16 protein-coding genes are annotated in these 24,535 nt (G+C 50.5%); 8 read left to right on the top strand and 8 right to left on the bottom strand.

All coding sequences use genetic code 11. From position 1 onward, the window contains the following. Positions 1-19: 19 nt before the first annotated feature. Positions 20-1,033, bottom strand: coding sequence for a zinc-dependent alcohol dehydrogenase family protein (locus CWI71_RS02455; RefSeq protein ID WP_126753668.1), 1,014 nt, complete (start codon positions 1,031-1,033; stop codon positions 20-22). Positions 1,034-1,185: 152 nt separating this feature from the next. Here CWI71_RS02455 and CWI71_RS12055 point away from each other — a divergent pair, with 152 nt between their 5' ends. Then, positions 1,186-2,022, top strand: a complete 837-nt coding sequence (locus tag CWI71_RS12055; RefSeq protein WP_198678711.1) for a GAF domain-containing protein — start codon at positions 1,186-1,188, stop codon at positions 2,020-2,022. Between the two features lie 90 nt (positions 2,023-2,112). Continuing rightward, a complete protein-coding gene (locus CWI71_RS12050; protein WP_198678710.1) occupies positions 2,113-2,934 on the top strand; it encodes a putative bifunctional diguanylate cyclase/phosphodiesterase in 822 nt (273 codons plus the stop codon). A gap of 43 nt (positions 2,935-2,977) precedes the next feature. Here CWI71_RS12050 and katG read toward each other — a convergent pair whose 3' ends face one another. Beyond that, positions 2,978-5,176, bottom strand: a complete 2,199-nt coding sequence (gene katG / locus CWI71_RS02445) for a catalase/peroxidase HPI (RefSeq protein WP_126753667.1) — start codon at positions 5,174-5,176, stop codon at positions 2,978-2,980. Positions 5,177-5,275: 99 nt separating this feature from the next. After that, the gene (locus CWI71_RS02440) at positions 5,276-6,547 is read right to left on the bottom strand and encodes a sensor domain-containing diguanylate cyclase (protein ID WP_126753666.1); all 1,272 of its coding nucleotides are present in this window, start codon (positions 6,545-6,547) and stop codon (positions 5,276-5,278) included. A 333-nt stretch (positions 6,548-6,880) separates the two neighbouring features. On the opposite strand from CWI71_RS02440, the gene coxB reads away from it, so the two are divergent. From coxB to CWI71_RS02420, 4 genes are all read left to right on the top strand, one after another. Further along, on the top strand, positions 6,881-7,591 hold the full coding sequence (coxB, locus tag CWI71_RS02435) for a cytochrome c oxidase subunit II (protein ID WP_126753665.1): 711 nt from the start codon (positions 6,881-6,883) through the stop codon (positions 7,589-7,591). After that, entirely contained in the window at positions 7,584-10,085 is a 2,502-nt protein-coding gene (ctaD, locus tag CWI71_RS02430; RefSeq protein WP_126753664.1) for a cytochrome c oxidase subunit I, read from the top strand. The genes coxB and ctaD overlap by 8 nt, the downstream gene beginning before the upstream one ends. After that, positions 10,082-10,885, top strand: coding sequence for a cytochrome c oxidase assembly protein (locus CWI71_RS02425; protein ID WP_241967585.1), 804 nt, complete (start codon positions 10,082-10,084; stop codon positions 10,883-10,885). The genes ctaD and CWI71_RS02425 overlap by 4 nt, the downstream gene beginning before the upstream one ends. 90 nt (positions 10,886-10,975) lie before the next feature. Continuing rightward, positions 10,976-12,025, top strand: a complete 1,050-nt coding sequence (locus CWI71_RS02420; RefSeq protein WP_126753663.1) for an isopenicillin N synthase family dioxygenase — start codon at positions 10,976-10,978, stop codon at positions 12,023-12,025. A gap of 56 nt (positions 12,026-12,081) precedes the next feature. On the opposite strand, the gene CWI71_RS02415 is transcribed toward CWI71_RS02420, so the two are convergent. Further along, positions 12,082-14,178: a TonB-dependent receptor gene (locus CWI71_RS02415; RefSeq protein ID WP_126753662.1), complete on the bottom strand. Its 2,097-nt coding sequence runs from the start codon at positions 14,176-14,178 to the stop codon at positions 12,082-12,084. A 670-nt stretch (positions 14,179-14,848) separates the two neighbouring features. Between CWI71_RS02415 and CWI71_RS02410 the strand changes: the two genes are divergently transcribed. After that, positions 14,849-18,115 carry a VPS10 domain-containing protein gene (locus CWI71_RS02410; RefSeq protein WP_126753661.1) on the top strand — a complete coding sequence of 1,089 codons (3,267 nt, stop codon included), beginning with the start codon at positions 14,849-14,851 and terminating at the stop codon, positions 18,113-18,115. 31 nt (positions 18,116-18,146) lie between these two features. Continuing rightward, positions 18,147-20,096, top strand: a complete 1,950-nt coding sequence (locus CWI71_RS02405) for a TonB-dependent receptor domain-containing protein (protein WP_126753660.1) — start codon at positions 18,147-18,149, stop codon at positions 20,094-20,096. On the opposite strand, the gene CWI71_RS02400 is transcribed toward CWI71_RS02405, so the two are convergent. From CWI71_RS02400 to CWI71_RS02385, 4 genes are all read right to left on the bottom strand, one after another. After that, complete coding sequence (locus CWI71_RS02400; protein WP_126753659.1) at positions 20,079-20,612, bottom strand: PepSY-associated TM helix domain-containing protein; 534 nt, start codon at positions 20,610-20,612, stop codon at positions 20,079-20,081. The genes CWI71_RS02405 and CWI71_RS02400 overlap by 18 nt on opposite strands. Before the next feature lie 365 nt (positions 20,613-20,977). Further along, positions 20,978-21,721 carry an IS21-like element helper ATPase IstB gene (istB, locus tag CWI71_RS02395; protein WP_126753658.1) on the bottom strand — a complete coding sequence of 248 codons (744 nt, stop codon included), beginning with the start codon at positions 21,719-21,721 and terminating at the stop codon, positions 20,978-20,980. After that, positions 21,718-23,217 carry an IS21 family transposase gene (gene istA, locus CWI71_RS02390; RefSeq protein ID WP_241967584.1) on the bottom strand — a complete coding sequence of 500 codons (1,500 nt, stop codon included), beginning with the start codon at positions 23,215-23,217 and terminating at the stop codon, positions 21,718-21,720. Before istA ends, istB begins: the two co-directional genes overlap by 4 nt. Positions 23,218-23,344: 127 nt before the next feature. Then, on the bottom strand, positions 23,345-24,532 hold the full coding sequence (locus CWI71_RS02385) for a type II toxin-antitoxin system HipA family toxin (RefSeq protein WP_126753657.1): 1,188 nt from the start codon (positions 24,530-24,532) through the stop codon (positions 23,345-23,347). Positions 24,533-24,535: the final 3 nt, after the last annotated feature.

Below are 24,535 nucleotides of genomic sequence, written 5' to 3'. Positions count from 1 at the left end.
AAAGCAGATAAAAGTAAGCTTAGAACTCGACACAAATCTTTCCGATGTGCGCGCCTTCCTGCTCGCGTTCAAATGCAGCGGCTAGGTCGTCATAGTGGAAAACCTTATCAATCACCGGCCGAATTCCGGTAGTTTCGAGTGCTTTTACATAGTCGATCTGATCTTGTCGACTGGCAACAATAACGCCCTTTATTGTGACTTGCTTACCGAGAATAGAGGGAATAGAGAGCGATGCTTTGGTGCCTGACAGTACCCCAATCTGGGCAATGTGTCCTCCAACTTTCACCGCTTTCAGTGATTCGTTAATGGTGTCAGGTCCGCCCACTTCGATAACGTGATCAACGCCCTCTCCATCGGTCAGCTCCAGCACTTTGTCACCCCATTCTGGGGTGGCTTTGTAGTTAATCATTTCATCGGCGCCGAGATCTTTAACGAGGGCAAGCTTATCATCGGATGATGAAGTGGCAATCACCTTCGCGCCCATCGCCTTGGCAATTTGCAGTGCGGCAATCGAAACACCGCCGGTGCCCTGTACCAGAACGGTTTCACCGGCCTTCAACTGACCGTCGGTCACTAGTGTGCGCCAAGCCGTCAACCCCGCTGTCGGGATGGTCGCTGACTCGGTATGCTTCCAGCCTTGCGGTGCATGGGTAAAGGCACTTTGCTGGCGTACCACAAACTCACACGCCATGCCGTCAATACCATCGCCTGGGGTATGTGAGAAGTTACCGGCCACCGCTGCGGGTTTACCCGAGGTCCAAAGCGGAAAGAACGTGGAGACGACGTGGTCCCCCACTTTAAAGTCGTCCACGCCTTCGCCAACCTCCTCAACAATGCCAGCACCATCGGAAAGTAGGATACGGCCATCTTCGGTGTCCGACTTGCCAGAGGCAATCATCAGGTCGTGAAAGTTAAGCGATCCCGCTTTGATGGCAACGCGGATCTCGCCTTTCCCCGGTTTCCCCGGATCGCTGATCTCCGAGACCTCGATAGTCTCCAGTCCACCGGGAGCTTTCAGAGTTATCGCTTTCATTGTTGCACCTCCATCGAAAAAACCTGTTAACCGGTTCGTTTTATATCGGTTGAACGTTTCTGAGCCGTCGATAAACTGCGCTACATGGTAATGGCACGCAGCATATGATTGACTAGACTAAGTAGTGTAGTAAGTCAGCTGAGGGATAGCGAATGACAACTGAATATGAAAAGGCGCGTCTTAAACGACTACGTGGATTAGACTTGCTCGATACGCCGCCAAATGAAAGTTTTGACCGTATAACGCGTATGGCCAGTCAAATTTTTGATCTGCCTATTGCTGCAGTTTCATTGACTGATGAAGACCGGCAATGGTTCAAGTCGCGTGTCGGCGTCGAACATTGGGAAATACCGCGGGAAAAAGCTTGTTGTGGTGGAGTGGCAGATACCGCCGGCGTATTAGTGGTTAATGATCTGCTGGCGTCTGATTTTTACAAAGATAGCTTATTAGCCGAGTCGGGCATACGTTTCTATGCCGGAGCGCCGCTGATGACCCGGGATGGCTACTCTCTGGGCGCTATGTGCGTGTTAGGGACCGAACCACGTGAAGCGACCGAACAAGAGCTTGCCGCGCTGCAAGACCTCTCAAAAATGGTCATGTCACAGATTGAGTTACAACACGCTGTAGGCCGTCTTGATTCTGGCACTGGCTTGCCAAATTACTTGCAGTTTGTAGAAGATTTAGAAGACCTCGCCCGCGATCACCCTGAAGAAACCTACTATGCATTAAGCACTGAACTGGTGGACTTGAGTGAAGCCAGCACGCTGCAACGGGTTATGGGACCTTCTTATCTTGAGGACCTGTCTGGGATCGGAAGCCAGGTGATGCAAAGTGTGCTTGGCGAGAAAAAGCGGATTTACCATATTGGCCCCTGTCAGTTTACGCATATTGTGACGGGCTCGCAGCAAAGCGTTATGCAACAGGCGCATGAGCTACACGGCGCGCTGATGAAAATTCGTCTAAAAGAGAGTTCGCCTTTTATGCTGTGACCGGTGGTCGGCGTCGCTGCGTTTCAGCTGGGGGTGAATCCGCCAGGAAATGTCTTGCGAACAGCACATAGCGCGTCGCGGGATGCTCGTATGAACGAGCAGGCGGTGGGCTGGTATAACGAGGCTTCTGACCAGTCGCATCAGCGGCGGTTTGGTCTTATCGCGAATTTCACTGACGCACTGCAGGCAAATGATGAACTGTATTTGGTCTATCAGCCACGTCTCGACATGGTGTCTGGTGAGTACATTGGCGCTGAGGCTCTCATACGCTGGAATCATCCAACCTTGGGTGCAGTATCGCCGATGGAGTTCGTGCCGCTGATTGAAAGAACACCGCTTGCTCGCGAACTTACCGACTGGGTAATAAGGAATGCAGTCAGGCAGGCAGCCCAATGGCGAGAGCAAGGCAATGAGTTACAGATATCCGTTAATATAGCGGCAGCAAACCTTGAAGAGGAAAACTTTTGTGATCGCTTGCTGCATTATCTCAAGCAGGCAGGTCTGCAGCGCAATGCCGTTGAATTAGAGCTTACCGAGAGCAGCTTGATGAACAATAACAAAGCCGCATCGGAGCAATTACACTGTATTGCGAGCAGTGGCCTCTCGCTAGCCATCGACGACTTTGGTACTGGCTATAGTAGCTTGGCCTACTTGCAAAACATTCCTGCACGAGTGGTGAAAATTGATCGCGCATTTATAGATGGCATTGAAAACAATGATCGCAAACAGGTGCTGGTGCGCGCCATGATCTCGATGACCCAGGAGCTTGGCTATCGAGTGGTGGCCGAGGGCATTGAAACTGAGGCTGCCCATCGTTTACTGAAAAATTTTGGCTGTGACGAGGTGCAAGGGTACTTGTTTGGACGACCCATGAAGCAAAAAGAGTTCGAGCGCTGGTTAGAGGGTGCCTGAAGGGTAAGGGCGAGGCCCGAAAGCCTCGCCGTTGCTTTGCAATTTAACGGTGTAAGTCAAAGCGGTCGTTTTCCATGACCTTGACCCAGCCTTTAACGAAATGGTCGAGCATCTTTTCTTCACCGCCATTGGCCGCAAACTCTTCGGCAATCGCGCGTAGCTGTGAGTTCGAGCCGAAAACCAAATCGACTCGCGTCGCCGTCCACTTTTTCTCACCGGAGGCGCGTTCCCGCCCTTCAAAGCGGGCTTCGCTGTTGTCTAAAGGTTCCCACACGGTGCCCATGTCGACCAGGTTGACGAAAAAGTCATTGGTTAATTGACCCACCCGATCGGTGAGAATGCCGTCTTCATTGTTGCCAGCGTTGGCACCAATGGCGCGCATACCGCCAAGTAGTGCGGTCATTTGCGGCACACTCAAATTCAGCAAGAAAGCGCGGTCGACCATTAAGTGTTCGGCTGGAATTGAAGTGGTTTGCTCTTGAATATAGTTACGAAACGCATCGTGGCGTGGTTCCAGGTAAGCATGGGTGTCAACTTCAGTCATATCCTGACTGGCGTCAGTGCGACCGGGCGTAAACGGCACTTCGAGGTCATGACCGGCTGCTTTGGCTGCCATTTCAATACCTACACTGCCGGCTAATACGATCATGTCGGCAAGTGAAATATTGGCGTCGGATGCATCCTTCAGTTCGTTCAGGCGGTCAATGACCTCGGCCACGCCTGACTTTTGGTTTACGTCCCAACCGGTTTGCGGCTCAAGCCGAATACGTGCACCGTTGGCGCCACCGCGATGATCGGTCTGTCGGTAGGTCACTGCTGAGGCCCAGGCGGTAGTTACCAGTTGCTTAGCACTCAACCCTGAATCCGCTATTTGCTGTTTAAGTTTGGAAATTTGCTCATCATTGACCCGTGGACCCTCGTGTTCAGGCACCGGGTCCTGCCAGATCAGCACTTCGTCGGGCACCTGCGGCCCGAGGTAACGATCGCGTGGACCCATATCGCGATGCAGTAACTTAAACCATGCGCGCGCAAACTCATCGGCGAGCACGTCTGGATTCTCATGATACTCTTTCGAGATTTCCAGATAGTCGGGATCAGTGATCATTGCCATATCGGCCGTCGTCATCACTGGCGGATTTTTCTTGCCTTTGACATGAGCATCGGGCACCCAAAAGCCGTCTTTCACCTTGACAGGCTCCCACTGATTCGCGCCGGCAGGAGACTTCTTCACCTCCCACTGATGCGCAAAAATTGTCTCAAGGTAAGAGTTATCCCACTTGGTCGGGGTGGGCGTCCAGGCACCTTCAAGTCCTGACGTTACCGTGTATTCACCAAGGCCTGTTTCGTTCTTGTTGGCCCAGCCAAACCCCTGTTCGTGAATTTTCGCACCCTCGGGAGCTTCACCCACCAACTCTGCCTTGCCTCTGCCGTGCATTTTACCGAAGGTGTGACCGCCAACGGTCAGCGCCACGGTTTCACGATCATTCATACCCATACGGGCAAAGGTTTCGCGCACGTCTTGCGCTGATTTCAGTGCGTCAGGTACACCGTTTGGACCTTCCGGGTTAACATAAATCAGACCCATTTGCACCGCTGCCAGCGGGTTATCTAAGATGCGGTTGCCGTCTTCAAAGCTGCCGGTATAACGCTCGTCTTTGGTGGCCAGCCACTCGGTTTCAGGACCCCAGTAAATATCGTCCTCGGGCGCCCAGATATCCGCGCGGCCAAAGCCGAAGCCAAAGGTACGAAAGCCCATGGTTTCCAGTGCCCGGTTGCCGGCAAAGACCATCAGATCAGCCCAGGATATTTTTTCACCGTACTTTTGCTTAATCGGCCATAGCAGACGGCGTGCCTTGTCCAGGTTGCCATTGTCGGGCCAACTGTTGAGCGGCGCGAAGCGTTGCGCACCAGTGCCACCGCCGCCGCGGCCGTCCACCGCACGGTAAGTACCTGCGGCATGCCATGACATGCGAATAAAAAATGGACCATAATGACCCCAGTCAGCAGGCCACCAGTCTTTCGAGTCGGTCATCAGTGCATCGACGTCGGCAGAGAGCTCATCAACATCAATTTGCGAAAAAGCATCGGCATAACTGAAGTCGGGACCAAAAGGGCTGGCGTCGGGGTGTTTCTGACGCAAAATGCTGAGGTTAAGTTGGTCGGGCCACCAATGTTCGTTACCTTGTAAACGATGTGTGGTGCGTGCGCCCCATTCTTGTCTTTTCGGCTTTGGATCAGACACAGTTGCCTCCTTGGACTTAAAGTCTTGTGGTAAGTATGTAGTCGAAACAGATACGCAACTAACTATAGACAGAGATCAGATCGCTGGCCAATCACGCCATTAGAATTGACTAATGACACAATTGCGGCCGCTTTGTTTAGCATCATACAGCGCGTCGTCGGTATGTTTGATTGCCGCCTCAATGGACTCTGCAGAGCGCAAAATGCTGACACCGAACGAGGCAGTCAGCCGGTCAATTTCGGCGTCGAAAGGGTGATGCTCAGTAGCCAGACATAAGTCTTCTGCAAGTTTTTGTGCGCCTTTAAGATCGGTATCCGGCAGTACGATCAAAAATTCCTCGCCGCCCCAGCGAATAAGCGAGTCCATTTCGCGTAAACGCGACTGCAGTACTTCGACGAACTCTTTTAAGACCTGGTCGCCTACCAGATGGCCGAGTTCATCATTGATGGCTTTAAAGTGATCAATATCAGCCAGAATTAATGCGACTCCACTTTCCTTACGTTTGACTTTCGCATGCTCTTTTTTCAGAACATGGTCACCGAAACGGCGGTTATAGGCGCCGGTTAACTGGTCATGGCTGGCCGCTTTGTGGAGCTGGCGCTCAAGCTCAAGTTGTTCAGAAATATCACGGAATATAAATACGCCGCCAAATACCGGGTCACTGCTGTACCGCATGGGAGTAGCCGATACTTCAACGGGAATAGAATTGCCTGCTTTGGTCCAGAAATAGTCACGCCAGGGCTCAGGCGCCTCGCCTGTTTTCAGCATCTGGTGAATCGGGCAGTCGTCCCTGGGATAAGCCTCGCCGTCAGCATGGGAATGGTGAATTAAGCTGTGGCTACAGCGACCAATCAACTCAGTGTCGTTTGAATAACCCAGAATAGAAAGCGCAGATGGATTCACAAAGGTGCATTGTCCCTTATGATCGATACCGATCACGCCATCTGCCAAGTGCTCTAACAGCCGTTGGTTAAAGTGTTCCAGCTGCGTCTCGTGAGTGATGTCACGTTGTACCGACACAAAGTGCGTAATGACGCCCTCGTTATTACGCATAGGACTGATACTCCAATGCACGACATAGGTTGAGCCATCCTTGCGATAGTTCACCGCGGCATCCTCAAAGCGGGTGCCATGCTCGAGGTTGTGACGAAGCCGGCTCAAAACAGCGCGGTCGGTTAATGGACCTTGCAGAATACGGGGGGTCTTACCAATCACCTCGTCTCGAGAGTAGCCTGTTGTTCTACAGAAAGCATCGTTGGCGTAGACTATTTGAGGGCCGGGCAAATCAAGTTCAGCGGTCGTGATCAAAACGGAGTCATACGCTTGTTCGACCGCTAGTTCAAACAACCTTTGGCTTACCTGAGAATCCATTTTGCCCCCCCAGAAGTTGGAATATTTACACTCTAGCACGAGGTGATGAAGATGGATAATGATATATAAAGTCAAAAAAATAAACGATAAACCAGAGCGTTACCTTGCAAAAATAGGCTCTGCCTGCAAAGCTGATTACTGGCTTGTGCAATGTCAATTCGCTGCGTCATCATAAGAAAAAACGATAACAAGGGCTCAAGCGAAAGGAGTAGTCGGACGTGATATGGTTGTTAATGCTTCATATCATAGCGGTTTTATACTGGGCTGCGCGACTTTCAATTTTCGCAGTGGGCATAGCGCAAATCTATCCTTCTGTTCAGATTGGGACATGTTATGAGAATTAGAATAGCAGGAGTAACAGTCGCTGCCACCTCGTTGCTGATAAGCGGTTGCAGCGGTCCATTTTCAACGCTCGACCCTGCCGGGCCCGCAGCGCGTTCGGTTCTGCCGCTAACCTGGACCATGGTCAGCGTCGCTCTGGCAATTTTCTTCGGACTTATTCTGCTTTGGTTGTATGCAATACGCCGTAACCGGCAAGACCTGAGTGATGAAGACGCGCAGCGGCTGCAGAATAAATGGATCATTGGCGGTGGAATTGTACTACCCACGGTAGCTCTGGCGCTGCTGCTCTTGTTTGGCGCCCCGGTGGGCCATAAGATGTTACCTTTGCCTCTTGATGAAGGCGAAGCAATGAGAGTCGACGTGAAAGCCTATCAGTGGTTTTGGCGTATTTCTTACCCCGATACCAGCATTCAACTGGTCGATGAAATTCATATTCCAATTAACACACCCATTGATTTCCATATTACCAGTCAGGATGTCATTCACTCGTTCTGGTTGCCTCGGCTGGGCGGCAAGATCGACGCGATTCCCGGGCATACCAACGTATTGAGGCTTGAGGCCGACGAAGCGGGTGAGTACCGGGGGCTATGCACCGAATACTGCGGGCAAGGGCATACCATAATGCAGTTCAAAGTCATTGCGCATAGCGCTGAAGACTTTGAACAATGGCTGCAAAAGGAGGGCGGGCAAAATAATGACTGAATCGCAGACATTACATCAGCGCTTTATGAAGGTCTGGTCGAATCTGCCAGGCTGGGGCACTTTGGCGGCAGTAAATCATACGACGGTAGGGCGCCGGTTTATGGTGACCGGCGCTATTTTCTTCTTGATAGGCGGGTTGCTGGCGCTTCTTATTCGTACGCAGTTAGCGCTACCGGACCAAGAAATCTTAAATCCTGATTTATATAGTCAGGTATTTACCATGCATGGCACGGTGATGATGTTCCTGTTCGCCATCCCTATTCTGGAAGGCGCGGCTGTCTATCTGATTCCTAAAATGATTGGCGCGCGGGATCTGATTTTCCCGCGCCTCAGTGCCTTCGGTTACTACTGCTATCTTTTTGGCGGCATTATCGTACTTTCAAGTCTGTTTATGGGAATAGCGCCGAGTGCCGGCTGGTTCATGTATACCCCGCTAAGCAGCGCTGATTATTCACCGGGGCCAGGCTCTGACTTCTGGCTGCTGGGTATTACCTTCGTGGAAATATCGTCGGTTTCAGCGGGCATCGAGCTGGTGGTGGCCATATTACGATCGCGTACTCCGGGAATGACACTCAGCAAAATGCCCATTCTGTGTTGGTATATTCTGGTTACCGCATTCATGATCGTGTTCGGCTTTCCGCCGCTTATTCTGGGTAGTATTTTACTGGAACTGGAACGTGCTGCCGGCATGCCGTTTTTTGACGTGGCCGCTGGTGGCGATCCGATTTTATGGCAACACTTGTTCTGGCTGTTCGGGCACCCCGAAGTGTACATTATATTTCTGCCCGCAGCGGGCATTGTCTCGACGCTGCTGCCGGTGTTTACCGGCCGCCCGATTGTCGGCTACCGATGGATTGTGATGGCAGTGATTCTGACCGGCTTCATTAGCTTTGGACTCTGGGCGCACCACATGTTTACCGTCGGTATTCCAGGCATGGCGCAGGCGTTCTTCTCGCTGGCAAGTATGTTGGTGGCTATTCCCACCGCCATTCAGGTGTTTGCCTGGCTGGCCACTTTATGGGTCGGGCGCGTCGTATTCAGTCTGCCAATGTTATGGGTGTTTGGCTTTCTGTTTGTCTTCGTCCTGGGCGGTTTGACTGGCGTAATGCTGGCGTTGGTGCCGTTTAACTGGCAGGTCCATGACACTCACTTTGTGGTGGCTCATCTGCATTATGTGTTGATTGGCGGTATGTTATTTCCGCTCATTGGCGGCTTGTATTACTGGTTGCCCCTTATTTCCGGGCGTATGTCCTCAGAGCGTCTGGGCCGCTGGGGTTTCTGGCTGGTCTTCATTGGGTTTAACGCCACGTTTTTCCTGATGCATCTGACTGGGCTGCTAGGTATGCCGCGGCGCGTGTATACCTTTAGCGAGGGTGTCGGCTGGGACGGCCTCAATCTGCTTTCTTCGGTAGGAAGTTTCATCATTGCTGCTGGTGTTGCGATTATTATTATTGACGTGGTGCTGCACTTTCGTTTTGGCCGTAAGGCGCCTGACAACCCCTGGAACGCCGATACATTGGAGTGGGCCGCGGGTATGCCGCCGCGTATGTATAATTTCGCCAGCTTACCTGAAATTAAAAGCCGTCACCCGCTGTGGGACCAGCCCGAGCTGATGAAAACCATTCCCGCAGGGGAGCATGGCTTAACGCAAATTGAGCACGGTAGGCGAGAAACCTTTGGTAGTGACCCTGTGACCGGCAAGCTAAAAGAAGTGATGTTGCTGCCGACCAATTCATGGCTACCGCTTATTGCCGCAAGTTTCCTTGCAGTGGTGTGTGTGAGCCTGCTGGTACGCAGTTATTCGATAGCCGTGGTGGCGGCCGTTTTGGCTGCGATTGTGCTGTTTCGCTGGAGCTGGGAAAACGGCGGCCACCCAAAAGCCGCCCCACTAGGTGACAAAGAACCCGAAGAGGCACTGTTGCATTCACGCACTACGGACGGTTCTGGCCTTTGGGGCATGGTGGTTACTTTGCTCGCAGACGGTGCGCTCTATCTGGCGCTGTTATTTGGTTGGCTGTACTTATGGGCGGTAGCACCCAATTGGACGCTGCCGGAAGAACTTGTTATTTCACTGCCTGCCATGGCGTTAAGTGGACTTTTCTTAACGGGCGCAACCTGGTGGTTTGCTGGCTCGGTGAAAAAACTAAAACGAGGTAACGTTGCCAGGCTGCAGGAGGAATTCTGGATCGTCACGCTGCTCGGTGCGATACACCTCGGGGTGCTGATAGCAATCATCGTTACTTCGCCACTGAAAGTAACCGAAACGGCTCACGATGCGGTGCTATTTGTCATGCTCGCGTTTCTTATTTTCCATAGCGGTCTGAGCGTGATCGCAACTGCACTGCAAGCATTACGAGTGCGCTATGGTTATGTCAGCGAACGTTTGCCTTATGAGCCGGTAGTATTAAAACCTCTGTGGCTGTTTAGTCTGGCCATATTCTGGTGCAGCGTAGCTTCGTTCTTATTATTACCCATGGCGTGGGGCGTTGCGTGAGGGCGTGGAAAGTCCTGGGGCTTTTGCTGGCAGCACTCTGGACTGCTGCCGCTGAGGCGCACAACCCCATTACCAGTGATGGCCAGGACAGGCTTGCTTCAGGTCTCACAGCGCTGGTGGTGGCGGCCTTCTGGCTGATGTATGTGATAGGCGCCAGGCGCAGCCCGACCCGGGTATGGCGGCGCTGGCTGTTTCATGGCACCGCAGTGATTACCCTTTTTACTATTTTAGGGCCGCTGGATGAATGGGCGGAAACAAGTGCCGCGGCGCATATGACCCAGCACATGTTTATGATGGTGGTCATCGCGCCATTTTTCGCGCTGTGTAAGCCGCTGCCACAACTTTTTGTGGCGTTTGGCCGTTACGGCCGCAGTTTCTGGAGTTACGCGTTCAAAATCACCCGCTATCCCATGCTCTGCGCTTATTTGCATGGCTTTATGATCTGGTTCTGGCACGTACCAGTCTTTTATATGCTGGCAGTGGATGACCCCTGGGTGCATGTGTTCGAACATGCCTGCTTCTTAATTACTGCAGTCTGGTTCTGGTGGGCGGTGCTGCACGCAAACGCACGTAATGTTCCCTTCGCGCTGCTGGCGCTGCTTTTCACCTTGATGCACACCGGCTTTTTAGGCGCCCTGCTTACCTTCGCCGGTGAACCTTTGTACGGCGAAGCCCGTCACTTGCAGGATCAGCAGCTTGCGGGCCTGATCATGTGGGTGCTGGGTGGTATTCCCTATATCGTCGCTTCCATGTGGGCCGGAAACCGTTGGTACAAGCATCTGAATCGGCGTTGGCTATAGCGAAACAATCTAACTTAGACAGATTGGTTCGTTCATAAATTATACGCAGCGACTTATAGTCAGCTTCGTTATACGATTTATGGAGCGCCTATGAACGCTGCGACACTACCGATCATTTCTATGACATCGCTTAATACCAACGAAGGCCTAGCGCAGTTGCGTTATGCGGCAAGTGAAGTCGGCTTTTTCTATCTTGTCGACCATGGCATAGAAAGCGACGCGCAGCGACATTATTTAGCCCTAAGTAAGCACTTCTTTCAGCTATCTGCTGAAGATAAGCAAGAAGTGGATATGAGTCATTCGCCTCATTTTCGTGGTTATAACGCCGTCGGCAATGAAATGACTGCCGGCCTGCTTGATGCGCGCGAGCAATTTGACTGGATGAATGAAGAACTCTCGCTCGCTCCAGAACAACTGCAACAGCCTTGGCAAAAACTCATCGGTCCAAATTTGTGGCCGACTGCGATGCCGAGCCTGAAGCCCGCTCTTTTGACCTTGCAACGCGAGTTGAGTGACATAACGGTTACTCTGTTGCAGAAGCTCTGTCAGTCTTTGGGTGTTGAGCGCAATGCGCTTGATGCGACTATTGGCGAGCAGCCTTATACCCATGCCAAACTCATCCGTTACCCCGCGCAAGATGCCGTGCAGCAAGGCGTCGGAGCGCATAAAGACCCAGGCTACCTCACTTTGGTAATGCAGGACCAACAAAGCGGACTTAAAGTTGAGCGTGGTAGCGAGTGGGTGGACGTTGAGCCGATTCCGGGCGCACTGGTCGTGAACATTGGTGAGCTGTTAGAGCTGGCCTCCAACGGCTTGTTAAAAGCCACAAACCACAAAGTGGAAAGCCCCACAAATGGCATAGAACGCTATTCGATTGCGTTCTTCATGGCAGCCCAATTGTCAGCAACCGTGCCGGTATTGGCTTTGCCGCCAGAGCTGAAAGCGCGCGCAACAGGACCATCAACTGACCCCAATAACCCTTTACTAAACGATGTTGGCAACAATGTACTCAAGGGACGCTTGCGCTCGCATCCGCATGTAACTAAGAAGCATTACTGCGATAATTCGTTAAGGTCTCTGTTAGCGAAAAACTTCGCACACATGTTAACGGCAGACATGTGTGATGAGTGTCGGGTTTAATAAAAAAGGCCGAGGCGTTATCCGACTCGGCCTTTCTCATTTTTCTGCTAAACGTATTAGAACGTTCCTACTAACGACACCGATGCATTAAGTGGTGCTCCCACTGTTACCTGATGAGTCGAATGAGCATTTGGGAAGTAAAGCTCATTGGTCAGGTTGTCAATATTTACCTGCACTCGCATAGTGTCAGAAATCTCGTAATACGCAGATGCATCTACGCGTGTATAACTTGGCAAGACAGCGGTATTACTGTTGTTGATAAAGCTTTCATCTTGATAGGTAACACCCAGCCCAACCCCGAAGTTATCGCTTAGCTGATACGTGTTCCAGGCCGAGAAAGTTTGCTCCGGTAATTCCCGTGGAGTGCGGCCAGTAGGGCCTGTCCGGCTCACAATCTCACCATCCAGATTGCTGTAGTTAGCCATGAAATGCCAATCGCGGGTGAGTTCACCTTTAAACTGAAGCTCGAAACCGCTGATGTCAGAGTCGATGACGTCCAGTGTTGATGGGTCGTTATCCGCGACCTGAGGCGAGCTTTGTTCGTTCTCAAAAACCGCTGCGGTGAAACTCATGCGCGGAGCTAAGTCCCATTTCAGACCGATTTCACGGTTGCTGAATGTGTTTGGATCGAGCTTATCATTGGCTCCATTAATATCTGCATATTGCTCGCCACTGCGCGGTAAAAATGAACGGCTGTAGCTTGCGTACAACGAGATATTTTCCATCGGCTTGTAGATGATACCTGCGCGCGGGGAAATCTCGTTATCGGTGCGACTGCGGGTTTCTAATACCGCGGGGTCGGCGTTAAAGACTTCGATGTCAAACTGATCAAAACGAGCACCAAGCACGACATCGAAGTGTTCTGACAACGCAATTTCATCTTGTACATAAAACGAGAAGACTTCTAAATTGACGCGCGTGTCATCATTCAAGTCGCTAAAGCTTACAGTGAAATTCTCGCCGTTAGCATTCACACCAGAAAGACCGTTAAGGCGAATGGGGCGCTGCACAGTAAAGAGTTCGCGATCAGCTCCACTGGTGCTAAAAACTGGGTTATAACGGTTTTGATCAGAATTCGTAGAAATCAACTCTGTGCCGACAATCAGTGTATGACCAATACTACCGGTTTCAAATTCTCCGACAATGTTACCTGAGAGGATCAAGTTATCGCGCAACGTATGATCAATATAACCGTCGAGCTCTACAAGGTCATTAGCAGGGTCGTAGTCGCTGGCATAGAAGTTTGAGTAGACTTTGTCATAATCGCCGTAAAACGCACTAAAGTTACCTTTTACCGCTGCACTGAACTTATGTTCTGCTGCCACGCGGAAGACATGAGCTTCAATTTCGCTATAGTTGTTCTGAGGATCGGCGAATACGATATCTTCGAATGCTTCAACTGGTCGGCCATCGGCATCCGTTGGAATACCCCGGTCAATGAAGCGCTCATGATTTATGTATTCATAAGAGAGATCCAAAGTAGTGTCGTCGGTCAATTCAATCCGTGCAGTAGGGTTAAAGCCGTAGCGTTCGCCGTCGTAAAAGTCGCGGTGGTTATCTAAGCGCTCATACATGGCGTTAATGCGAACCGCAGATTTGTGGCTTGCGGTAACATTAGTATCGATGGCGGTGTACAAGCCACCGAAAGAATTGAGTGATGCCGTATAGTCGGTAAATTCACCGCCAATATCAGCTTTCTTTGAGACTCGGTTTAAAATGCCGCCGGTGCCGCCACGGCCGAACAGTAAAGCGTTAGGGCCACGCAAAATTTCGACTTGTTCAATGTTATAAAGCGCACGATAGTATTGCACGTCATCCCGGTTACCATCGAGGTAGAAGTCAGCTGTCGAGCGAACACCGCGGAAGACGACTGCATCGCGATGGCCTTCGCCCTGAGTTGTGTTCACTCCGGGCGTGTAGTCAATAATCTCACCAATACTTGTGATACCGCGCGCAGAAATCTCTTCAGCGGTGACAATTGTCAAACTTTGTGGCACATCAATAATTGGAGTAGGCGTTTTTACTGAGTTCGACTCACTAACCGACAAATGCTGGCCTTTTACCTTGATTAGTTCAACTTCTTCACTGTTTTGCGCTGTTGCTGTTTGGCTTAGTAAAATCGCAGCGGCGATCGTTGTAAGTCTGAATTTCACGTTAGGATCTCCAATTGAGTTAATCTTAAAGATTTCAAAAACTTTTGAGCAGGGCCGGGTCAGTCGGTTGACCACGGGTCAGCGAATCACGGCAAGGTTAATGCGAATCATTCGTAATTGCAATAGGTGGGATTCAAAAATACCTGAATTAGAGATGGGCCATTAGCTATTTGGTTGTGTTGGGATAGTGAGAACCCGCTATTTTTAGCGCTACCCGATGGTTTGCGCCTACTTACATGGCTTTATGATCTGGTTCTGCTGGGCGGTATTCCTTACATTGTGGCTTCTGTATGGGCAGGGTTGCGTTACGCGGCAAGTGAAGTTGGCTTTTCATTTTCGTGGCTATAAAGCCGTGGGCAGTGAAAGGACTGCCGGCCGGCTTGATGCGGGCGGGCATCCGGACCGACGTTGGCACTAACGTCTTGAAAGGGCGCTTGCGTTCGCATCCACACGTGACGCAAAAGCACCACTGTGCCGCTCGACAGCAAATCAAGCCATAGCTCAGCTGACACCAAGGTCAATTAAGCGCTTGAATCTGATCGCTTTTTACCTGTGTTGTTTATGGCCGCATTGGCCTCCTAAACTTGTGCATTAGTCGCTTATTCCATTGAATCGCGACACGCTAATCTATAGTTTAGACAAATTAACGACCTCAACCTAGGTAATAATAATGAGAACAATCCTAAAAGCTGCAGTAGCTGTCACTATGGCGCTTTCTTGCGCGCCGGCTCTCGCGGATCAGTCAGATAACGACGAGGGTATCTTTAATAGCAATACCTTCAAGACCATGGCGTTACGAGGCATAGGCCCAGCCTACATGTCAGGGCGCATAGCAGATATTGCTGTCGACCAAAATAATCCATCGACTTGGTACACCGCCGTCGGCTCTGGTGGTGTGTGGAAAACAACTAACGCGGGCACTACATGGACCCCTATATTCGATAATCAAGCGGTTTACTCGACCGGTGACGTGACCATTGCGCCAAGCAACTCAAATATCATTTGGGTCGGTACTGGCGAAAACAACGGTGGTCGCCATATCAGCTTCGGCGACGGCGTCTACAAATCGCTAGATGGCGGTAAAACGTGGAAAAATATGGGGTTGGAGCAGTCGGAGCATATTTCTGACATCATCATTCACCCAACGAATCCTGATATTGTCTGGGTCTCTGCGCAAGGTCCTTTATGGACCAAGGGTGGTGAACGCGGTTTATATAAAACTACCGATGGCGGTACGAGCTGGAAACAAGTCCTGACCCCAGAGGATGAATGGACGGGGGTTACCTCGCTACTGATTGACCCGCGGAACCCAGATAAACTGTATGCGGCGACGTGGTCGCGCCAGCGCACGGTGGCTGCGTATGTAGGCACAGGACCTGGCGCTGGCATCTATACCTCAGACGATGGCGGTGATACCTGGACCGAATTAAAAACCGGCTTGCCAACCGGTAATATGGGTAAGATAGGTATGGCCATCTCACCTATGAACCCTGATGTTTTATACGCCACAGTCGAAATCGACAACCGTGAAGGCGGCTTCTATCGTTCAGCAGATCAAGGCGCGAGCTGGAAGAAGATGTCAGATGAAGTCGGTGGCGGAACAGGACCTCATTATTATCAGGAAATTTTTGTCGATCAGCATCAATTCGACCGGGTCTACATCGCAAGTAATTACAGCAAGGTGTCTGATGATGGTGGCAAAACCTGGACGCCGATCGATACCACTCATAAGCATGTCGATGACCACGCCATGGCCTTTCATCCCACTGACCCCGACTTTGTGTTAATCGGGTCTGATGGCGGTATCTATATGTCGCACGACCGCATGGAAACTTGGCGGTTTATGGCGAATCTGCCGATCACTCAGTTCTATAAAGTAGCGCCAGATGATTCGAAACCGTTTTATAACGTTTATGGCGGGTCGCAAGATAACTCCACGCAGGGCGGTCCATCGCGTACTGCTCGTAAAGATGGAATCAAAAATAAGGATTGGTTCTTAACGCTGGGCGGCGATGGCCACCAACCAGCGGTTGAGCCTGGCAATCCGGATATCGTCTATTCTCAGTGGCAGCAGGGTAATCTAACTCGAGTTGATATGACCACCAAAGAAGGCGTTTATATCAAGCCACAACCTTTACCTGGCGATCCAGCAGAGCGTTTTAACTGGGACGCCCCAATTAACGTCTCAGCCCACGATCCGAAGCGTATCTACTTTGCCTCGCAACGTGTCTGGCGTTCAGATGACCGGGGTGATAGCTGGACGCCGATATCTGGTGATTTAACCAAAGATGGCAACCGCATGCATATGCCCATGATGGGCCGTACTTGGTCGGTAGAAGCGGGATGGGATCTCTATGCCATGTCGGAATACCACACTATTGCCAACTTTGCGGAGAGTCCGGTAGATGAAGATATTCTTTGGGCTGGGACCGATGACGGTTTAATCCAAGTTACTACTGATGGTGGTAAAAACTGGAAAGAAATCGATCTAAATGACATCCAAGGTGTGCCAGCAACCGCCTACGTAAATGATATTCGCGCTGACCTCTTTGACGCCAATACGGTTTATGTCGCACTGGATAACCACAAATACGGTGATTACAAACCTTACCTGATCAAGTCGACGAATTTAGGTCGGAGTTGGACGTCGTTAGCCGGTGACTTACCTGAAAAACATCTTGTTTGGCGTTTTGTACAAGATCACGTTAACAAGAACCTTATGTTCATCGGTACCGAGTTTGGCGTCTTCTTTACCGTTGATGGTGGTAAAGAGTGGGTTGAACTTGATGGTGGGATTCCAACGATTTCTACCCGTGACGTGAAAATTCAGCGTCGTGAGAACGACTTAGTGGCCGGAACATTTGGTCGCGGAATCTACATACTCGATGACTATGCACCGCTGCGAGGTTTGACCGAGCGCAGCATGCAGGAAGACGCATTGCTATTTGCGCCGAGTCGCCCAGTCAAGTGGTTCCAGCTTGATGGCAACCACAGTGATACTGATGGTAATGATGCGTTCATCGCTAACAACCCAGCTCATGGCGCCACGCTCACTTATTATCTAAAAGATAGCTTGTTAACCAGTAAAGAGCAGCGTCAGGCAGCTGAGAAAAAAGCGCTTGAGGAGAACAACGAGTATCCTAAATATCCAAGTTGGGAAGCGGTGGAGGCAGAAAACCAAGAGCCTGCGCCTGCTGTGTATCTTGAAATCACAGATGCTAATGGTGAGTTCGTTGACCGAGTTGAGGGAAGCACGAAAAAAGGACTTCACCGTGTCACTTGGGATATGAACTACGCGAACACCGCAGCGATTGTTGGTCAAGAAAGCCGACGTTCGCGAGGCACATTGCTGGCATTGCCCGGCGCGTACTCGGCAACTTTATTTAAGCGCGAAGGAACCACCGTTACACAACTTACCGAACCGGTAGACTTTGTCTTGGAATCTATCTACGAGGGCGCACTCGAAGGAGCCTCTGCAGAGGTGCGTGCTGAGTATGACAGAGCAGTCGTCGCAGCGCGGAAGCAAGCAACGACGACCACAACGGTACTCAATAACGTGAAAGAGACCATGACGTTATTACGTCAGGCAATTGATCGCACGCCGGGAGATATAGCGCAACTTGAAACGCACTATGGTGAACTTCAAGCCGAGATTAATGCGGTAAATCAAGCGCTTTATGGACTAGCGTCGCGTGATCGCAAAGGTGCTAAGCCAGCGAACATCATGAGTCGTTTGGGCTATGCAAGCTCTGCCGTGGGCTCTTCTTATGGCCCTACGCAGCAGCACCGCGACCAGTTAGGTTATGCCAATGAAGGCTTGGATGACGTGAGCCAACGCGTGAAAGCGTTACAGGAAACGAAAGTGCCTAGCCTACAACGGCAAGTGGTTGATGCTGGTGGCCCATGGACACCAGGGTTACCTGTGATTACGGAATAAACGTACGGCTTTTATTTCAGTTCAAACGGCGGTGCTGCTTGCACTGCCGTTTTTATTTTTGCTGCTGGATATCATGAATTTCAATTCTTCATTGCTACTGAGAGTTTCTGGCTTCCTCGCATTCGGCTGCGTGCTAGTGCCGAGCTCGACTGCACAGCAAGTAGAGCGGGTTACGGTAACTGGGCAGCATCCGTATTATCACGAAACACTGTCACGAATCTTCACACAATACGACTATGATCAAGCAAACTTGGTGGCCCCCACACATCTAAATGATTTGCTCACACAGTCGCCATTAATCAGCCTCAATGGTCAGGGCGGACAACTACAGAACATCAGTATCCGCGGGTTTTCTCGCTGGCGGATTCAGTCCTTGATCGACGGTGTCCCGATTCTAAGTGATCGCCGAGCGGGGGCGAGTGTCGATTTTATTCCCCCTTCGTTTATTAGCTCGGTAGCGGTTATTCCAGGCGCTGCCTCGACCTACTTAGGCTCAGGCGCTATTGGTGGCGCGGTGAATTTGCGCATGAAAGAGCCATTTGGACACCAGCTACAAGTCGGCTGGAATAGTAATCAGGGAGGTCAAGATTACAGCTATACCGGCTTTCATCGAAATACCGATTGGAAAGTCGCGTATCGCAACGCAGGTAATGGTAAGGATGCAAACGGCAGGGCGCTCTTCGACCAATACGAGCAGACGGCATTTTTTGTACGTCATCGACCAGAAAAAGCGGGTCTGAAAGAAGCGTGGACACTCTACTCAGACAGTCAAGATGTGGGTAAATCAAGTAGCGACTTTCCTCAGAGTAAAATCACCACGTACCCAACCAATCGACACTGGCTTGGCAAGCTCAATTTTGCCTTCGATAATGTATTGGCAAGCGATAACGGCGCTGCGGTTACCGGTAATTTGTGGTGGCATCAATCGCAATTAGATAGCAACACGCTGCGCCCCGGTCGTCGCATTAATCAAAGCAGCAATCAAGCCCTCAACTTTGGTGCAGATATGGGCAGTAAAGCACAACTAGCCCAATGGCAAATGAATTGGCAACTGCAACTGAACGGTCGCGAAAATGTCGTCATTGATGAACGCGAATTAACCCTGGCAGCACAAGAGGTGTATCGTGTGCAATCGCTTACTGCAGATGAACTGGGGTTGGCGGGTGTCGTGGATACATCACGTCGCATTGGAAATGTTGCGCTCGCAGCTGGTGTGCGACTCGACTGGCTGCGACAAGAGAATAAGGGCCAACATAGCACCAACACCAATATCAGTGGCTTTGCCGGAGCTAACTATGCGTTCACGCCACATTGGTCAGCTAACCTGTATATTTCGAGTGCGTATAGAAACCCTACATTGACCGAGCGTTTCTTCTCGGGCGAAACACCACGCGGAACCGTGCGGGGTGACGTAAACTTAGCTACTGAACAAGCCATGAACCTACAAGGTGGAGTAGCTTATAACAGTACGCAATTCAGTGGCGATATCAGTGTGTTTTATCAACGCATTGATAACTACATTGAACGGGTATCGCTCAGTAATGACCTGTTGCAGTATGCCAATCTCGATCGCGCTACAGTGAAAGGCGCGACTTATCATTTCAGCTGGCAACCTCGCCACAGTCACTTCAATTTTGCCTTAAGTGGTGCCTGGGTAAGGGGCGTAGACGAGGAGGGAAATACCGTTGCTGATATCCCCGCCAATACGCAACGCATGGAGCTTACCTACCAATTTGATGCCATGCGCTTGTTTTCTACCTTGCAGTACCGGGCAGACAAAACACGCTCGGCGGCTGGTGAGCGTGCATTAGAGAGTGTGTTTCTCGTTGATGCTGGCGCTTCGTGGCAACTGACTGAGCACACCGTGTTGAGCACGAGCATTCGTAATGTAACCGATGAACTCTATTATGTGAGCGCAGATGAACAAGCGGCGTTTGCCCACGGCAGGAGTGTGCAACTCAACTTATCTATGGCGCTTTGATTGATAATAGTGTTTACGGTATTTGCTTTTCAGGGTTGTGACTAACATGACCAGCCCGGTTATCCATAACACGAACAGCAAAATAGCAGCGGGTAAGAAAACGTACAGCTTGGCACCTTCAAAGAACCAACTGCCATCATGAATGGCTTCAATCGTGTCGGCGCGGCGGTAGGCGACTTGTAATACATCACCGCTCTTTGCGTCTAGCTGTACTTCCCAGTGGTTATTCCCGCGGACTTTAACAATCCCTTTGCTTGGTCTTACATCAAGCCTATCGATATCATCCCAGCTGCTAACCTCTGCCTGAGGGACTTGGGCAACTGCGTCGATAATTTCAGCAAAACTAAGTGTCGGTGCGCCTTTTGCCATTTTTTGTGTGGGAGGTTGGATCCAGTCCACTTCTTTTTTAACTTGCAGCAATAACCCGCTACCAATAACGATAACCACAGGAATGAAGATACCTAGCGATATCCACAAATGAAGTGAGCGGCTTACTCTACGAAGTGATGCTGACATTCTAAAAACTCCCAGTTGAGAAGCGAAGATACTAAAAAATCACATCACAATAAACGGTAAAGTGCGACTAAGCTTAGATTGTAATCCCCCCATTTTTAGAACCAATCGCAGAATGAATTGAGGCCTTAAAGGAAGTGAATTCTTGACCGCTGCAGCGCTGTCTACGCAGTACACCTACCGCGCAAGCCGCTGTGCATATCTGCGCATGCCATCGAAGATCGGATCAGCAATAAAGCTGGGGAACGTAGCGGGTAATTCACTCGCAACTGTTTGTATGACATCTTCCGTTCGCGTAGCCATTTCATCCATGTCAATGGCCATTAAAATTGATCCACTTTTGGCCAATAAAATTGACCCACCTGCGATCAGGTTTTGCTAACTTTTTCCTTCAGTCGATAGCTTTCTCCTCCGAGCATAAATATGTGTGAGTGATGGATGATACGATCGATGATCGGTACCGCCACATTGTCATCATGGAAGAACTCACCCCAACTGGTAAAATCCTTGTTCGTGGTCAGGATGATAGACCGATATTCGTACAGGTTATTGATAAGCTGGAACAAGTTGTAACGAGACTGCCGCGACATGGGTAAGTAACCCAACTCATCAATGATAATGAGGTCGTATTTGCTTAGCTGTGTGAGCCGTTTTTTCAGCTCTCCCTTCATTTCGGCAAGCTCTAGTTCCTCAACGAGCGTCAATGCGTTTCTGAACAGAACTTTGTATCCGGCCTGGACTGCTTCATGACCGATCCCAATGGCCAGGTGGGTCTTGCCCACGCCCGGCGGGCCGATAAAAATCACATTTTGGCGTTCATCGATAAAACTAAAATCGAGTAACCCATTGATTTGGCGCTTAGTTACCGTGGTCTGGTGGCGATAATCGAACAAGTCGAGACGTTTTTCATTTGGGAACTGTGCCTGTTTGTAGTGGCGTTTTATTCGGTTCACGTTGCGTTGAGTGATTTCATGTGACACCAACGATTCAGCGAAGCTTAAGTAGGATTCTTCATTGGCTTCAGCCGTGGCCACCAGAGTGGCCAACTGGCTCGCGGTTGCACCTAAGCGTAAGGTGCGAAGCTGTTTAGCGACATTGTCTAACTGGTTCATGATAGGCTCCGTTGCGCGTTAACGTGACTGATACGGCGGTACATGCTTAAATCGATGGTTACCGATCTATCATCCTCGTCATCGACCCTACGTCCGCGCTGCTCGGCACTGAACCATGCATCGATATGCTCACGCATCTTGCTCGCCGTTAACTCTTCTCGCTCAAGCAAGTGGCCTGTAAGTGCCGCTGGTAGCTCACCGTAGTGCTTTAATACATCCAGAGCTCCGCGCAGTTGGTCTTTATAAAACCGGGGCATGGTTACTTTGAACTGTGCCGCAATCGCACGGCCAACATCGACACCAAGACGCTCATTGAGGCATGTTTCAAGCGCTTCTACCGCCTGAGTTTTGTCGCGGTAATGGTCGCGGTTTTTGATAATAAGGCCTTTATCAAGACTGACCGTGTGTTGACCAATAAGCTCACCGGTGGCAGGGGCGAGTAAGAGTAATTGGCCATTGGCCTCACTGACACCAACCCGGCTTTGTTGCCATTCCATAGGCACTGAGTACTTGTTCGAGGCCCAGGATATCAACCCCGTTTTGTCGACTTTACGTGTTTGCATGGGCGTGTTGTCTAAACTGCCCATCGCTACGTTATAGTGGTTCATGTGTGACCGCTCCGAGCGGTCATAATGGCTCTGCGGCTGCTCTTTGGTGGTGCCATGCACTCGGATGTTGGCGACGTCATTTAGCCAATCAAGCGTGTAAGCACGAAGCTCTGCTTCACTGCGGAACGACTCACCATACAGGCAGTCTTGTTTGACGTACTTAACTGCTGCTTCAACCTTGCCTTTGCTCTCCGGATCAAAGCCTTCGCAAGCATGAATATGAAATGATGCCGCCGTAGCGTATTGCGCAAAGCGTTGATTGAGTTTGAGCTCGCGATATTCTTCGCTCAGTACGACCAACTTGGTTTGGTCATAAACGCACTCTTCAGTCACGCCTCCGAAGTAGCGAAACGCTTCGTCATGCATCTCAATAAAGCGCTGCGTATTCAGGGGCTGCAAGGAAAAGCCTACATAAATGAGGCGGCTGTATGAGAGCACGAATGCAACAAAGTAAACCGTGTGTGGCTTACCATTTATAAGTACGCCACGAAGCTCGCCGGGATCGACCTGGCACTGCACACCGGGAACAGTTTCGATGATGGGTTCATAATACCGATACTGTCCGACAGCAACCTCTGCTTTTAAGTTTTGCACGTAACGGCGCATGCTGCGCTCGGAGATGGGCAGCTTGCCTACCTTGCGACATAATCGGCGCATGAGCTTCACTGCGGACAACTTGGGGTAGTCTTTGAGCTGGTTAATCAGGTAATCGCGATAGCCATCAAGCCACTTTTGTCGCGAGGTATCTTCCATCATAACGCTGATGCCTTGAACGTCCATCGTTAAGTATTTTTTCACGGTGTTTCGCGAGATGTTCAACTCTCGGCTAATGGCGCGGATCGAGAGTCCCTGGCCGTTGTCGTACATCGATTTTATTTTGTGTATCACTGTCCACTCCTTCAATGTGCCGCCCCCGCGTTTCTAGTTGAACGGGAAACGGTACAGAAAAATGTGGCCGAAGCCACGAGAAGTGGATCAAAATTAATGGCCGAAAGTGGGTCAGTTTAGTTGGCCATTAACAATCCAATATTCCATTCATGGAATCTTCACTGAAGTCGACGTCTTTAGCTGTTGCCAGAAAGTGCTCGCGACGAATCATACGACATTCGTACTTTCTTCCCCGACGACCTTTGAGAGACATGGCCAGCTTGAGATCTTTTTCGTGTAAGCCCTTTTTACTAATGGCGGGAAAGGCTGACAAGATGTCATAGAGAGGTGTGAGACGATATTGGCTTCCTCGCTCGATAAAAATTGAAAAGTTCTTCGCATGACCGTCCGTAGCACCCAATAACAAAAATAAAACCTGGGCGCGCATAAACACATGGCGGCCTTCCATGGGATTCGCTGAGCCCAGCAGTTCCTTCATGATTGTTGCGATTGCTGGGCCGCCATCGGTTTCATATTTTCTGGCTGGCGAGGTACCTATGACCTGGCAGAAGTCTTCTTGGGGAAGGCGCATAATCCAAGAGCCATCTGCGCTGAGCTTGCGGTCAAAGCGTTCCACGGCGAGTGCTTTCATGCCGTCGGGTGTGATGATCTCGCAATTTGCCGCGTCAAATCCGTAGGCTTTGGCGATTTTTAAGCACAAATATTCATTTTCAACGCTGTGCTTCATGTCGATGACGCGGTCATGGGACTGAATTTCGCCAATGGGTAACTTGATAATATGAGTTGTTGGCGTCGCGTTATGCGGTAAATGCCATTGTCCGTCGCGAAACATTAATGCCGTTTTTTCTTGCGCCCCGGCAAGTGATATACGGAAGTCCCGCTCGTCCTTTAACATGCCTAGCGGGGTTTTAGATTGATATCCCCTCAGGATTTTGCCAACTTGTTTGTCGCTGAGTGGGCTGGCTTCAATACGTTTAATATTGGGTGCTGGAGAGTGGTGGGGAATCAGCTGAATGGCGCCAACGCAATCACGTCCGATTTGTGCCAGGATATCAAATGGCTCGGTCGAATTAGCCTGGAAACGCGCGACAATGCGCTCACGAATTTCACGAGAGTCAGGAATAAGATTGTCAAAAAAGTTATAAACTTCTGGCCCCTCGTGCCGGGTGCTTTGAAGTGGTAATGACATGGAAATGCTGCGTCGTCCGGGTGATACCAACCAGTTTTTGTCATAGGTGAACTGATTCGCTCCGCTTCGCGTTCGGGTATATTCGCCAACCTTAATGCCGTTCATATAAACATCAAGCTTGTCCATGGG

Origin of the sequence: Pseudidiomarina insulisalsae (assembly GCF_003987065.1) — a bacterium.
Taxonomy (GTDB): Bacteria; Pseudomonadota; Gammaproteobacteria; order Enterobacterales; family Alteromonadaceae; genus Pseudidiomarina; species Pseudidiomarina insulisalsae.
This window is presented reverse-complemented; position numbering and strand designations above follow the sequence as displayed.

Coding starts and splice junctions, on each gene's coding strand:
- ctaD (WP_126753664.1), top strand. CDS start 7,584: ATGACTGAATCGCAGACATTACATCAGCGCTTTATGAAGGTCTGGTCG.
- istB (WP_126753658.1), bottom strand. CDS start 21,721: ATGAACCAGTTAGACAATGTCGCTAAACAGCTTCGCACCTTACGCTTA.
- CWI71_RS02410 (WP_126753661.1), top strand. CDS start 14,849: ATGAGAACAATCCTAAAAGCTGCAGTAGCTGTCACTATGGCGCTTTCT.
- CWI71_RS02420 (WP_126753663.1), top strand. CDS start 10,976: ATGAACGCTGCGACACTACCGATCATTTCTATGACATCGCTTAATACC.
- CWI71_RS12050 (WP_198678710.1), top strand. CDS start 2,113: ATGAACGAGCAGGCGGTGGGCTGGTATAACGAGGCTTCTGACCAGTCG.
- coxB (WP_126753665.1), top strand. CDS start 6,881: ATGAGAATTAGAATAGCAGGAGTAACAGTCGCTGCCACCTCGTTGCTG.
- CWI71_RS02455 (WP_126753668.1), bottom strand. CDS start 1,033: ATGAAAGCGATAACTCTGAAAGCTCCCGGTGGACTGGAGACTATCGAG.
- CWI71_RS02440 (WP_126753666.1), bottom strand. CDS start 6,547: ATGGATTCTCAGGTAAGCCAAAGGTTGTTTGAACTAGCGGTCGAACAA.
- CWI71_RS12055 (WP_198678711.1), top strand. CDS start 1,186: ATGACAACTGAATATGAAAAGGCGCGTCTTAAACGACTACGTGGATTA.
- CWI71_RS02385 (WP_126753657.1), bottom strand. CDS start 24,532: ATGGACAAGCTTGATGTTTATATGAACGGCATTAAGGTTGGCGAATAT.
- CWI71_RS02400 (WP_126753659.1), bottom strand. CDS start 20,612: ATGTCAGCATCACTTCGTAGAGTAAGCCGCTCACTTCATTTGTGGATA.